The following is a 12666-nucleotide window of genomic DNA, read 5'->3' as shown; positions in this document are numbered from 1 at the left end:
TGGCCCGACCCGAAAGAAGGGGTTGTGCCAGATGCCTATGCCCCTCCTTTCGGAGGGGGACGAAGGTTTGCAGTGGCCTGCGCGGCACGCACGGCCTGCACACGGTTCGAGACCGAGAGCTTGCCGAAAATGTTCTTCAAATGCCATTTCACCGTCGTTTCGCTCACCGACAGCGCGACCGCGATATCGCGGTTGGATAGGCCTTCCGACAGGCAGCGCAGCAGTTCGGTCTCGCGCTGGGTGAGTTGCTCTTTCTCGGCTGCCGGTGCGGCGGCCTTGCGCGTTGCCACGGGCATTGTCTGCGCGGCATCGATGATGCGCGATGCATAGGCCGACAGGGCCGGATCTGTCTTTGCTTGCGCCGCGCGCAGCCGCATCAACGCTTCGACGACAGGCCTGCCCTCGTCGACGAAGGAGCGGATGAAGCCGGAAGGCTGAGCAAGGCGCAAGGCTTCGAGAAGATACCGGTCGGCCTCGCGCTGGTCGTGGCCGGCGCTCTTGGCGCGCAGGATCAGCGCCAGTATGTGGCGGCGCATGCGCCCGCTGCTTTTCGTCCGCTCCAGCAGCACGTCGAAAATCGCCGCGGCCGCCGCGTAGGATTTCTCCGCCGTCAACAACCGGCCTTCGGCGAAGAACTCGAATTCGTTGGCGACAGTCGGGGTGGTTTCAGCGCTTTCGCGGCGATGCTCGTCGAGCAAGGCGCGTGCCTCGGCGACGCGGCTCTGGTCGATGAGCAGTCGGACGCGGTCATGCACCAGCACCGAAGCAAGACGGCGGTAGACGGAGCCGCGGACGCGCTGGTAGACGCGCTCCAGCATGTCGAGTGCCGCGTCGCCGCGACCGGTCAGTTGCAGCACGCGGGCATAGGTCGGCACGCTGGCCAGGGGATAGACGATGACCGCGGCGCCTTCGATCAGCGGCCCGAGATTCTCGACCAGCGTCAGCGCCTCGCCGGATGCATTGGTCTCGTAGGCGAGTTCGGCGAGCAGCGTTCCGGCAAGCGCCTCGGCATAGGAATTCGCGCCGATCCGCGTCCTGGCCTCGATGATGGTGTTGCGCAGCAGCCGCTCGGCGGCGGGCAGACGGCCGGCCGAGCGTTCGATGACGGCCATGTAGCAATTGGCGATGGTGACCCCGAGCAGGCTGCCGCTTCGCTCATGCGCCTTGCGCGCCGCGTCCGCCGCCGCTCGCGCGCCTTCGAGGTCGCCCAGCGCATAGAGATTGTAGCCGATGACATTGGCGGTCGCGCCTTCCATGAACCAGGCATCGGGCGCGATGATGCGCAGGGCAGACAGTGCGGCATCGCGCGCGGCCTCGAACTGTTCCAGCGTGCTGTGCACGGCGGCATCGAGGACGGCGATTTCCGCCTCGATCGTGGTGCCGGTCAGCGTGCCCGGATCCTTGCCGTCGGCCGGCCCGGTCTCGACCAGCTTGCGCGCATTGGCGAGCGTCTGCTGGGCGATCTCGGGCTGGCTTGAGTGCACCGCCAGCCACAGCACGACGAGCTGCAGCCGGATGCGCTGGTCGACCAGCTTCCTCGGCAGCAGCGCCAGCAGCTGGCGCACATAAAGCAGCTGGCACTGGGCGATGAGTTCGAGCGCGTTGTTCTCGACGAACACCGCCGCGCGGGCCTGGTCGCCGGCGGCGAGCGCATGCCCGATCGCTTCGGTCAGCATCTTGCGTTCGCCGAACCATTCGGCTGCTGCCAGATGCAGCGGCGCGATCATCTCCGGTTCACGCCGTTCCATTTCGCGGCTGAGGAAGTCGTGGAACAGATGATGATAGCGGAACCAGCGCCGCTCCTCGTCGAGAGGCACAAGGAAAAGATTGCGGGTCTCGATTTCGGTGATATCGGCCTCGGCGTCCACAGCGCGCATCACCGCCCGGCACGCCTCGGCGCTGAAGCGCTCGAAGATCGAACTGTGCAGCAGGAACTTTGCCAGGGCCGGTGGCAGCCCCAGGAACACTTCGCCCATCAGGAAATCGGCGACGTTGCGGTTAGCGCCGGTGAAGTTGCCGATGACGGTTTCCGGTGCATGCGCGGCGCTGAGCGACAGCGAGGCGAGTTGCAGGCCTGCGGCCCAGCCTTCGGTCCGCGAGCACAAGGTCTCGACCGTGCCGCTGCTGACGCTCAAGCCCAATTTATCGTTGAAGAAGGCTTCGGCTTCGGAGGAAGCGAAGCGCAGATCGTCCGGGCCGATTTCGAAGACGTCGCCAAGCACCCTGAGCTTGCCGAGTTGCAGGTCCGGCAGGTTGCGCGAACCGATGACGAAGGAGACGTTAGCGGGCGCCTGCCGCGTCAGCCGCTCCATGAACCGCTTGACCGCCGGCGCTTCGATGACGTGGTAGTCGTCGAAGAACAGGGTGATCTCGGCGTCGCGCGCCGCAAAACCCGCCACAAGTGCCGAGAGCACGACATCCAGCTGCGGGATCGGGCTCGACTGGAAGGCGAGGTCGAGTTCGGCCGGGTTCTGGACGAGGTGGCGCAACGCGCCCACAAGATGCGACAGGAAGGCGCCCTCGTCATTGTCCGTCGCCTCGCAGGACAGCCATGCGGTCAACCGGCCGTGACGCGCGACCTCAGCCGCCCATTGCGCCATCGTTGTCGACTTGCCGAAGCCGGCGGGTGCGGCGAAGAGCACGATGCGCGTATCGACATGCCGCTCCAGCCTCGACAGGATGCTTTCGCGCCGCACCCACCGGCGATGGTGGGGCGATGCCTGGCCGGCTGGTTGCGAAGACGGTCTCATCTGGCGCCGGGCACCCAGTCCGTTTCGATCAACGGGATTTGCGGGGCCGCATCGCGCGGCAGGGTTCCCTTGATCCGGGGATCGTCGGTGATTTCGAAACCGGCCGCATAGGGCTCGAACCCGCAAGCCCGGTAGAACCCGATGACGCTGTGATGGTCGATGCTGCTGGTGTGCAGCCAGATGCGGCCGGGGCCGAGGCGCCATGCCTGGTCGAGCGCGCCGGCCATCAGCCGCTTGCCGAGACCCCGGCCGGTCAAGGCCGGGAACAGGCCGAAATAGGTGATCTCGATCTCATTGTCGTCCGCCACGGAGAATTCGACCATGCCGACATGGTCGCCGCTATCATCATGGCCGTAGTAGACATGCTGGCGCGGGTCGGCGAAGTGCGCGGCGATCTCGGTATCCGACATTTCGGCGGCGCGGTCCCACAGCCAGGGCGCGCCGATCTCGAGGAAGATCGCGCGGTAGGCGGTGCTGTCGGGTTTGGTGATCCGGGTCATCGCCAGCGGCTGGGCGAGACCTGGCATCGGGGCGCGTGCTTCCATCCACGTCACCGCATTGACGATCTTGCCGGCCGGCACGCGCCGGTAGCCAGCCGAGAGATCGGTGACTTCATCCGGCAATGGGCCTTCGGTGACCAGCATCTGTCCTCGATCTCTGCCATGCAGCGTCGCCGGCATGCAGGAAGCTGATGCCAACTCTGCGCCCGCCTGCCAAGAGCTTCCCGGGTTGGGCCATCGTTTTGGCCCGACCTGTCTCTTCGCCTTTCCTTAGAATGGCATATGAGATATGATACACCATTCACGGGAAAGCGGAATATCATGCCTGAGCGAATTGCCGACGAAGCCATCTTGCGCGCGGTCGATGACGGCTTCGCGCGGCAAGTCGCGTTCCTGGCGGACCTCGTACGCTTTCCCTCCCAGCGCGGCGAGGAGCACGCCGCGCAATCGTTCATGGCGGCCGCTTACGAGGCAGACGGCTATACGGTCGACATGTGGCGTGTCGATGTCGACGCGATCCGCGATCTGCCGGGGTTTTCGCCGGTCGCGGTTTCTTATGACGATGCCTTCAACGTCGTTGCCACCCACATGCCGCGAAACGCCACCGGTCGCTCGCTGATCCTCAACGGCCATATCGATGTCGTGCCGACCGGGCCGCTCGACCGCTGGGTGCGCGATCCCTATGATCCGGCGATCGAGGATGGCTGGATGCATGGCCGCGGCGCCGGCGACATGAAGGCCGGTCTGTCGGCCTGTCTCTATGCGCTCGCTGCCTTGCGCAGCCTCGGCTATCAGCCGGCCGCGAATGTCTACCTCCAGTCAGTGGTCGAGGAGGAATGCACCGGCAATGGCGCGCTCGCCTGCCTGCAACGCGGCTACCGCGCCGACGCCGCCTTCATTCCCGAACCCTTGGAACCGCGCTTGATGCGGGCGCAGGTCGGGCCGATCTGGTTCAGGGTCGAGGTCGACGGCGATCCCCAACATGCCTCCGGCGCTTTCTCGGCTGGGGCCAATGCCATCGAAAAGGCCTTTCTCATCATCCAGGCGCTGAAGCAGCTCGAAATCGTCTGGAATGCGCGCAAGGTCGACGACAAGCATTTCTGCGACCATCCGCACCCGATCCGCTTCAATCTCGGCAAGATCGAAGGCGGCGAGTGGACTTCGAGCGTTCCGGCGCGCTGCGTCTTCGAGATGCGGGTCGCCACCTATCCCGGCCAAAAGCTGGAGGATGCGAGAGCCGAGCTCGAAGCCTGCATCGCCGATGCGGCCCGTGCCGATCCGTTCCTGGCCAATCGCCCGCCCAAGATGAGCTACAATGGCTTCATGGCCGAGGGCTATGTGCTTGAAGACGCCGACGAGATGGAAGCCGTGCTACGGCGCAGCCATGTCGCCGTGTGGGGCGAACCGCTGGCGGAGCATGTCACCTCGGCGACGACGGATGCGCGTTTCTTCGGCCTCTATGCCGACACGCCGGCGATCGTCTATGGCCCGATCTGCCGCATGCCGCATGGCTATGACGAGGCCGTCGATCTGGATTCGGTGCGCAAGGTCACCCAGACCATTGCGCTGTTCATCGCCGACTGGTGTGGTCTCGAGCCGATCGATCCGGGGATGAGATCATGAATGCGGCCGGGCCTGACGGTTTCGGCGAAACGCTCGCCGAGGATGCGCCGGACGTCTCGATCGCCGACGCGCTCGTCATCTTGCGCCGGCACTATGGGCTCACCGGCAGCGCGCGCCCGTTGCCGGGCGAACGCGACCACAATTTCCACATCCAGACCGAGGGCGAGGGCGAGTTCGTCCTGAAGGTTTCCCATCCGGCGGAGGAGGCCGGCTTCACCGATTTCCAGAACAAGGCGCTCGACCATATCCTGGCGGTCGACCCGACCTTGCCGGTCCCCTCGGTGCGCAAGAGCTTGGAAGGCGAAGCGCAGTTCACGGTCAGCGTCGGTGGATCGGCGCCGCGTATCATCCGGCTGGTCACCTATCTGCCTGGCCAGTTGCTGTCGCGCTCGCCCACATCGGCGGCACAGGATCGCAATCTCGGCATCTTCCTCGCCCGCCTTGGCCGGGCACTGCGCGGTTTCTTCCATCCAGCGGCCGGCAGCGACCTGCTCTGGGATATCCGCAAGGTCGCCAAGACACGGCCGATGCTGGCGTATATCGCCGATGCCGGCCACCGGGCCATGGTCGAGCGCGTGATGGACGCTTTTGAAGAGCATGCGGCGCCGGTCATCCCGAGCCTGCGCGCGCAGATCGTCCACAACGACATGAATTCCTACAATGTGGTGATGGACGCGTCGCGGCCGGAGGTTGTCAGCGGCATTCTCGATTTCGGCGACATGATCCATTCGCCGCTGATCTGCGACCTCGCCATCGGCGCCGTCTATCGCTGGCCGGCGCAAGGTCATCCGCTGGCGTCCGCCGCGCGCTTCGTCGCCGGCTACCAGTCAGTGCAGCCGCTGGAGACGGAAGAGATCGGCATCCTTTTCGATCTGATCCGTGCCCGCCTTGCCCTTATCGCCAACATCGCCAGCTGGCAGGCGGAACGCTTCCCGGCCAAGCGCGACTATGTGCTGCGCCTCATCACCGAAGTCTGGGCCTCGCTCGAACGGCTGGACGGCCTGTCGTCCGCTGACGCCGGCCGCTATTTTCTCGACCATTCCAATCCGGAGTAGATGCCCGTGTCCCAGTCCTCGCCATATCCCGCAAATGCCGACTCGAGGGCATCCGAGGGCGCGCTGCTCGAACGCCGCGCCAGGCTGCTCGGGCCGACCTACCGCGCCTTCTACCGCAACCCGATCCATCTGGTGCGCGGCAGCGGCGTCTGGCTCTACGATGCGGGAGGACGCAAATTCCTCGACGCCTACAACAATGTCGCCTCGGTCGGGCACTGCCATCCGCGCGTCGTCGAGGCGCTGTCGGGACAGGCCGCCACCCTCAACACGCACACACGCTATCTGAGCGAGATCATTCTCGACTATGCGGAAAAACTGCTCGGCACGGTTCCGGCCCATCTCGGCCATGCCATGTTCACTTGCACCGGCAGCGAGGCCAACGACCTTGCCATCCGCATCGCCCAACATTCGAGCGGCGGTACCGGCGTCATCATCACCGATTTCGCCTATCACGGCGCCACGATCGCCACCGCTCAGCTGTCACCAGCGGCGGTCGGGGCAAAGGGCGTGCCCGCCCACCACCGGACCGTGGCAGCGCCGGACACATTCCGCGACCAGGGCCGCGCCGCGCATGATTTCGCCAGGAATGTCGCCGCCGCCCTCGACGATATGCGTGCGCAAAACATCCGTCCGGCGGCGCTGCTGCTCGATTCGGCCTTTTCCAGCGACGGCATTTTCTTCCCCGATGCGGCGGTCATGCGCGAGGCGGCGGATCACGTCAGGAAGGCGGGCGGCATCGTTATCGCCGATGAGGTCCAGTCGGGCTTCGGCCGGCTTGGCCAGGGTATGTGGGGCTTTGCCAATTATGGCCTAGAGCCCGACATCGTCACCATGGGCAAGCCGATCGGCGACGGGCATCCGATGGGCGCGGTGCTGGTGCGGCCGCGGCTTGTTTCGTCCTTCGGCTCGAACACCGGCTATTTTAACACATTCGGCGGCAATCCGGTCGCGGCCGCCGTCGGCATCGCCGTGCTGGACGTGATCGAAGGCGAGGGGTTGATCGAGAACGCGCGCAATGTTGGCGCTTATACAGCTGAGTTGCTGCGCGCTTTGCAGACCCGGCACGGCATGGTGGGTGACGTCAGGCACAACGGCCTCTATTTCGGCGTCGAGCTGACGGCCGATGGCGACGAAGCGCTGGCCGCCAGCAAGACGTCGGCGGTCGTCGAAGCCATGCGCGAGGACGGCGTGCTGATCTCATCCTGCGGTCCGCGCGGCAACGTGCTGAAGATCAGGCCGCCTCTGCCCTTTGCCAGGGACAATGCCGAGCAACTGGCCGAGACGCTCGATCGCGCTTTGTCGAACTGGTGATCGGGACCGCGCATGCTGAAACTCGAACATCAAACCCTCAACGACCGCGCCTATGGCGCGCTCAAGCAAGAGTTGATTTCGGGTGGCTTCAGCCCGGGCCAGACGCTGGTCATCCGCAAGCTTGCGGAGACGTTCGGCATCTCGACGACGCCGATCCGCGAGGCGCTGCAGAGGCTGGTCGCCGAGCGGCTGCTCGAGATGCAGAACAACCGCTCGATCATCGTGCCCTTGCTGTCGGCCCCTGCTTTCGAGGAATTGACCCACATCCGCATCGCCGTCGAGGGTCTGGCGGGCGAGATGGCCGCGTTGCGGATGAGCGAAAGCGGATTGGTCGAGATCCAGACGACGCTCGCCGGCATGCAGCGCGCCATCGAAGCCGGCGATGCCAGGACCTATCTCTCGCTGAACGAGGCGTTTCACTTCGCCATCTACCAGCATGCCGGCGCGCCGATCCTGTTGAACATGATCCGCGACCTCTGGGGCCGCGTCGGGCCTTATCTCAAGCTTCTGATGCAGGCCGATCGCTACATTCCGCTGTCGAACGATGCGCATCGTCGGATTGTTGCCGCGTTGGAGCAGCGCAATGGCCCGGCTGTGCGGGTCTCTCTTGAACAGGACATCGCCGTGGCAGCCGCGGTTCTTTCCGAAAATCTGCGCATGACGGCCTGATCCGCGCGACCAGAAGCGATCGTTTTATCCGGTCTCGTCCAGCCGGTCGCGCAGCATGCTCCAGCCGAGCAGCATGTTGGGCGCGTGCCGCAGCACCGCATGGAAGGGGATCGGCGCCGGCGGTGCGAACGGCAGCGGCAAATCACGAGCCTCGATTCCCGCAGCCCAGTCGGCCAACACCTTGCCCATCGCCGTCGTCATGGCAATGCCGCGCCCGTTGCAGGCGCGACCGGCGATCAACCCCAGTCCGAGGTCCAGGAGATGTGGCAGGAAATCCGGTTCGACCGCAGCCATTCCCGACCAGCCATAGGCCAGCGGCGGCAGGTTCGGCAAATCGAGGTGCCTGGCCAGCCGCCGCCAGATCGTCTGCGGTACGCGCGTGTCGGCGCCAGCGCTCAGAATATGCATGCCGCCGCTGATCAGCCGGTTGTCGGCGTCGAAGCGGAAGGTGAAGAGATTGCGCCTGGTGTCGCCGGCGCCTTGCCCGCCGGGAAGCAGCCGCGTGCGGATTTCGCTCGACAGCGGCTCGGTCGCGATCTGAAAAACCTTCAGCGGAATATAGGTTCGTTGCAGCAACGGATTGAGCGACCCGCCATAGGCGTTGGTGGCGATCAGCACCTTGCCGGCACGCACCGAGCCCGATGGCGTTTTCAGCGACCAGCCATCGGCCGCGCGATCGACCGAGGTGACCGGCGTGCGCTCGAAGATCTTAGCGTCAGCCTTTTCCGCCGCATCGGCCAGTCCGTTCGCATAGGCGACCGGATTGAGCACCCCACCTGAACGGTCCATCCAGCCGCCGGCATAGCCGCGAACGCCCGTCAGCGCTTCGATTTCCTGCCTATCCAGCGTGACAGCTGGCCGGCCGCGCCGTGCCCATTGCCCGGCCCGCGATTTGACCTTCTCGAAGGCGGCGGGCGAATGCGCCGGTTGGATCCATCCGTTCTGCACGGCGTCGCAGTCGATGCCGTGCCGTTTGATAAGACCGAAGACAAGGTCGGCGCTGCCGGCGGCAAAATCGATCAGCCTCTCGCCGCGCTCTGGGCCGAGATGCGCAAGGATGTTGTCCGGGTCCATCTTGGCGAAGTTCGGCACGACGAAACCGGCATTCCTCCCGGTCGCGCCCCAGGCGATGATTTCGGCTTCGAGCACAGCGACCGAGATGCCATTTTCGGCGGCATGCAGCGCCGTTGAAAGGCCGGCAAAGCCGCCGCCGACGATTGCGAGGTCGACATTGATCTCGTCGTGCAGCGCGGGCCGGTCGCGGCGGTTGCGGCTGACGGCATGCCAAAGTGAAGCGCCATGCGCTTCCTGCCGGATCGCAGTGTTCATGAGCCGTAACTACTCTTGGCTGTAGCCACCTTCGCCCGCTTGCCCAGTCGTGGCCGTCGCAGTCTGTCGCCGAACAAACCATTGGGCCTGATCAAGAGGATGACGCAGAGCATAACGCCGATGGCGACGATCTGCAGCGAGGCCGCGCGCGCCTGCTGCTCCGGCGCAAACAGCACGCTGGTCAGCGTGCCTGACCCCGCCCATATTCCCCAGACCAGGATGCTGCCAATGACGGCGCCGAGATTGCTGCCCGAGCCGCCGACGATCAGCATCACCCACACCTGGAAGGTCAGGATCGGCAAATAATTATCCGGTGCGATGAAGCCGGTGAAATGCGCCTGCAATGCGCCGGCCAGCGCCATGATGGCGCCGCCGACGGCAAAGGCCTGGATGCGGTAGAAGCGCGCGCTCTTGCCAAGCGAAATCGCCGCCCGCTCATCCTCGCGCAAGGCCTTCAGCACGCGTCCCCACGGGCTGCGCGACAGATGCTCCAAAGCGAGATAGGCAATCAGCGTGACCGCCGAGACGACGGCAAGGTTGGACAGGTTGAACAGCAGCGGTGTCTCGGCAAGGCCGCCGAAGGGACGCGGGATGAAGCCGATGCCGAACGGCCCGCCGGTCAGCTTCTGTGCGTTGAGTGCGACGAGTTGCACGACCACGGCAACGCCGAAGGTGGTGATTGCCAGATAGTCGGACCTGAGCCGCAGCGTCGCCATGCCAGTCAGAGCTGCGGCAATGCCGCCGACGACCATGGCGCCGAGCCAGCCGACAAGGATCGGCAGGCCGAAGCCACCGAGCCGCGCGGCATCGTCGGGCGTGGTCAGCAGCGCGGAAGTATAGGCGCCGATGGCGACGAAGCCGGCGAGGCCGACATTGAACAGGCCGGTCAGGCCCCACTGCAGATTGAGCCCCAGCGTGACCAGCGAAAAGATCAGCGCGGTGGTCAGGAAGAAGGCGCCGTAGCCGAGCAGGTCCATCAGCGTTCCCTCACACCAAACAGGCCGATCGGCCGCACGAACAACACCGCCATCAGGATGATGAAAGAGACGGCGGCGCGCCATTCGGCGCCGATCAGCTGTACAGCGCCGGCTTCGGCCAGCCCGATGATCAAGCCGCCGAGCACCGCGCCCGGAATGCTGCCGATGCCGCCCAGGATGGCGGCGGCGAACATCGGCAACAGCATGTCGAAGCCCATGAACGGGCGGATCTGCACCAGAATGCCGATCATCACGCCGGCGACGCAGGCAAGCGCACCGCCGATGATCCAGGTTACGCGCACCACGCTGGCGACGTCGATGCCGACAATGCGGGCAAGTGCTGCATTCTGGCTCAGCGCCTGCATCGATCGGCCGGTCTGTGTGCGCGTCATCAACAAATGCACGCCGAGCACCAGCACGGCGGTCAGCAGCAACAGTGCGATCTGGTCGGGCGTGATGCGGATGCCGAAGCCGACCGGCATGGCAATCTGGATCGCCCGGCTGAAATAGGTCGGCCGCGAGGTGAAGGTGAATTCGAGCAGACTGCGCAGCGCCATCGAGGCGCCGAAGCTCGCCATCACCACGATGATGGCTTGCCCCTGCGAGCGCAGCCGCGAAAACAGCACTCTGTCGAGCAGCAGCGCCAGCAAAGCGGTGAAGGCCATGCCGACGACCAGCGCGACCAGGAGCGGCCAGCCGAAGGACAGCGGCGCGATCGGCGCTACCTTGCCGAAGGTCGCCCCAATGGCGCTGACGACGGCCAAGGTCGCATATGTGCCCCAGGCCATGAAGTCGCCATGGGCAAAATTGGAGAAGCGCAGGATCGAATAGGTCAGCGTCACGCCGATGGCGCCGAGGCCGATCATCGAACCGGTCAGCAAGCCGTCGACGACAAATTGCAGGCTCATGCCGCGCCTCCCTTGCTGGCGTGGGAAGGGCGTTGGCCGAGATAGAGCTCGGCGACGACCGGATCGTTCCACAGTTCGGAGGCAATGCCCTCGTGCCGGTCCCTGCCTTCGACCAGCACATAGGCGCGGTCACCGATGGCAAGGGCTGCCTTGGCATTCTGTTCGACCAAGAGGATGGTGACGCCGGATTTGCGGATGCCGGCCAGCATCTCGAACACCATCGAGACGAACTTCGGCGACAAGCCGGCCGACGGTTCGTCGAGCACCAGCACCTTGGGATGAACAATCAAGGCGCGGGCGACAGCGAGCATCTGCCGCTGTCCGCCCGACAAATTGCCGGCGGCGGTGCGGCGCTGGCGAACGAGGTCGGGGAAGGCGGCATACATTTCCTCGATGCGGGCAGGGATCTCGCGCCGCTCGAGGATACCGCAGGCAACCTTGAGATTGTCCTCAACCGACATCAGCGGAAAGATGTTTTCCGTCTGCGGCACGAAGGCGAGGCCAAGCCGCACCATGGTGTGGGCGGGTGCCGCGGTGATGTCCTTGCCATCCAGGAACACCGTGCCGCCGGTGATCGGGACGAGGCCGGCAATCGCCTTGATGAAGCTCGATTTGCCGGCGCCGTTGGGGCCGAGGACGACGACGATCTCGCCCTTGCTGACGGTGATCGAGGCGCCGCGCACGATCGGCACACCAGGCTCGTAACCGGCTTCGAGGTCGCGCACGTCGAGGACGGTCTCGCTCATGCCGTGCCTCCGAGATAGGCCTCGATGACGCGCGGGTCGCGCGCGACCTCTTCCGCCGTGCCTTCGCTGAGCAGTTGCCCGCTCGCCATGACCAGGACGCGATGGCAGAGCCGCGTCACCATGTCGATGTTGTGCTCGATCAAGAGGAAGGTGATGCCGCGCGCATTGATGTCGCGGATGCGGTCGATGATGACTTCGAGCAGTGTCGCGTTGACGCCGGCTGCCGGTTCGTCGAGCAGGATGATCGCTGGGTCGGCCATCATGACGCGGGCGAGTTCGAGCAATTTGCGCTGGCCGCCGGAAAGCACGCGCGCCGGCTCATGCGCGAGGTGGGTGAGGGTGACAAGCTCCAAAAGGTCGAGCGCCTTTGCCCTGGCCGCTTTTTCCTGTGCCGCCACCCGCCATGGTGTAACGAAGTTGGCCAGAAGCCTTTCGCCGGCCTGGCCCTGTGCCGCCAGCATGATATTTTCGATCAGCGTCAGATTGGGCAGCGGGCGAGGGATTTGGAAGGTGCGGCCGAGGCCACGGCCGATGCGCAGATGCGCGGCTTCGCCCGAGACGCGCACGCCGTTGAGAAGGATGTCGCCGCTGGTCGGCAATATGCTGCCGGCGAGCAGGTCGAACATCGTTGTCTTGCCGGCGCCATTGGGTCCGATCAGGCCGAGGATTTCGCCGGCCCTGACATCGAACGAGACATCGTTGACGGCGACAAGGCCGCCGAACCGCCTGACGACATTCCTTGCCGTCAGGACCGGCGCACGGGTCTCCTTCCCCTGCCGTTCGGTTGCCTCGCTCATC

The 12666-nt window shown here is 65.2% G+C and carries 11 protein-coding genes; 4 read left to right on the top strand and 7 right to left on the bottom strand.

From position 1 onward, the window contains the following. Positions 1 to 35: 35 nt before the first annotated feature. Positions 36 to 2750 (bottom strand): LuxR C-terminal-related transcriptional regulator, encoded by a 2715-nt coding sequence (locus JN279_RS30435; RefSeq protein ID WP_202351017.1) that lies wholly within the window; start codon positions 2748 to 2750, stop codon positions 36 to 38. Beyond that, entirely contained in the window at positions 2747 to 3448 is a 702-nt protein-coding gene (locus JN279_RS30430) for a GNAT family N-acetyltransferase (protein ID WP_244734191.1), read from the bottom strand. Before JN279_RS30430 ends, JN279_RS30435 begins: the two co-directional genes overlap by 4 nt. A 123-nt stretch (positions 3449 to 3571) precedes the next feature. Here JN279_RS30430 and JN279_RS30425 point away from each other — a divergent pair, with 123 nt between their 5' ends. Genes JN279_RS30425 through JN279_RS30410 form a run of 4 tightly spaced genes read left to right on the top strand, consistent with a single transcriptional unit; the run spans position 3572 to position 7908 of the window. Next, complete coding sequence (locus tag JN279_RS30425) at positions 3572 to 4873, top strand: ArgE/DapE family deacylase (RefSeq protein WP_202351016.1); 1302 nt, start codon at positions 3572 to 3574, stop codon at positions 4871 to 4873. After that, positions 4870 to 5928 (top strand): phosphotransferase, encoded by a 1059-nt coding sequence (locus JN279_RS30420; RefSeq protein ID WP_202351015.1) that lies wholly within the window; start codon positions 4870 to 4872, stop codon positions 5926 to 5928. The genes JN279_RS30425 and JN279_RS30420 overlap by 4 nt, the downstream gene beginning before the upstream one ends. Beyond that, positions 5929 to 7239, top strand: coding sequence for an aspartate aminotransferase family protein (locus JN279_RS30415; RefSeq protein WP_202351014.1), 1311 nt, complete (start codon positions 5929 to 5931; stop codon positions 7237 to 7239). A gap of 12 nt (positions 7240 to 7251) precedes the next feature. Beyond that, positions 7252 to 7908, top strand: coding sequence for a GntR family transcriptional regulator (locus JN279_RS30410; protein WP_202351013.1), 657 nt, complete (start codon positions 7252 to 7254; stop codon positions 7906 to 7908). A gap of 24 nt (positions 7909 to 7932) precedes the next feature. On the opposite strand, the gene JN279_RS30405 is transcribed toward JN279_RS30410, so the two are convergent. From JN279_RS30405 to JN279_RS30385, 5 genes are read right to left on the bottom strand one after another with little or no spacing between them, the layout of a single operon-like run. Continuing rightward, a complete protein-coding gene (locus JN279_RS30405) occupies positions 7933 to 9237 on the bottom strand; it encodes an NAD(P)/FAD-dependent oxidoreductase (RefSeq protein ID WP_202351012.1) in 1305 nt (434 codons plus the stop codon). Further along, positions 9234 to 10217, bottom strand: a complete 984-nt coding sequence (locus JN279_RS30400; RefSeq protein ID WP_202353824.1) for a branched-chain amino acid ABC transporter permease — start codon at positions 10215 to 10217, stop codon at positions 9234 to 9236. Before JN279_RS30400 ends, JN279_RS30405 begins: the two co-directional genes overlap by 4 nt. Then, the gene (locus JN279_RS30395) at positions 10214 to 11122 is read right to left on the bottom strand and encodes a branched-chain amino acid ABC transporter permease (RefSeq protein ID WP_202351011.1); all 909 of its coding nucleotides are present in this window, start codon (positions 11120 to 11122) and stop codon (positions 10214 to 10216) included. The genes JN279_RS30400 and JN279_RS30395 overlap by 4 nt, the downstream gene beginning before the upstream one ends. After that, positions 11119 to 11868: a branched-chain amino acid ABC transporter ATP-binding protein gene (locus tag JN279_RS30390; RefSeq protein ID WP_202351010.1), complete on the bottom strand. Its 750-nt coding sequence runs from the start codon at positions 11866 to 11868 to the stop codon at positions 11119 to 11121. Before JN279_RS30390 ends, JN279_RS30395 begins: the two co-directional genes overlap by 4 nt. Further along, a complete protein-coding gene (locus JN279_RS30385; protein WP_096455487.1) occupies positions 11865 to 12665 on the bottom strand; it encodes an ABC transporter ATP-binding protein in 801 nt (266 codons plus the stop codon). Before JN279_RS30385 ends, JN279_RS30390 begins: the two co-directional genes overlap by 4 nt. Position 12666: the final 1 nt, after the last annotated feature.

The sequence above is a fragment of the Mesorhizobium sp. 113-1-2 genome, assembly GCF_016756475.1.
Taxonomy (GTDB): Bacteria; Pseudomonadota; Alphaproteobacteria; order Rhizobiales; family Rhizobiaceae; genus Mesorhizobium; species Mesorhizobium loti_C.
Note: the sequence above shows the minus strand (reverse complement) of the source record. Positions and strands in the feature narration are given on the sequence as shown.

Excerpts from the sequence above, each read along its gene's own strand:
- JN279_RS30435 (WP_202351017.1), bottom strand. The coding sequence starts at position 2,750 with ATGAGACCGTCTTCGCAACCAGCCGGCCAGGCATCGCCCCACCATCGC.
- JN279_RS30425 (WP_202351016.1), top strand. The coding sequence starts at position 3,572 with ATGCCTGAGCGAATTGCCGACGAAGCCATCTTGCGCGCGGTCGATGAC.
- JN279_RS30385 (WP_096455487.1), bottom strand. The coding sequence starts at position 12,665 with ATGAGCGAGGCAACCGAACGGCAGGGGAAGGAGACCCGTGCGCCGGTC.
- JN279_RS30415 (WP_202351014.1), top strand. The coding sequence starts at position 5,929 with ATGCCCGTGTCCCAGTCCTCGCCATATCCCGCAAATGCCGACTCGAGG.
- JN279_RS30420 (WP_202351015.1), top strand. The coding sequence starts at position 4,870 with ATGAATGCGGCCGGGCCTGACGGTTTCGGCGAAACGCTCGCCGAGGAT.
- JN279_RS30390 (WP_202351010.1), bottom strand. The coding sequence starts at position 11,868 with ATGAGCGAGACCGTCCTCGACGTGCGCGACCTCGAAGCCGGTTACGAG.
- JN279_RS30395 (WP_202351011.1), bottom strand. The coding sequence starts at position 11,122 with ATGAGCCTGCAATTTGTCGTCGACGGCTTGCTGACCGGTTCGATGATC.
- JN279_RS30410 (WP_202351013.1), top strand. The coding sequence starts at position 7,252 with ATGCTGAAACTCGAACATCAAACCCTCAACGACCGCGCCTATGGCGCG.
- JN279_RS30405 (WP_202351012.1), bottom strand. The coding sequence starts at position 9,237 with ATGAACACTGCGATCCGGCAGGAAGCGCATGGCGCTTCACTTTGGCAT.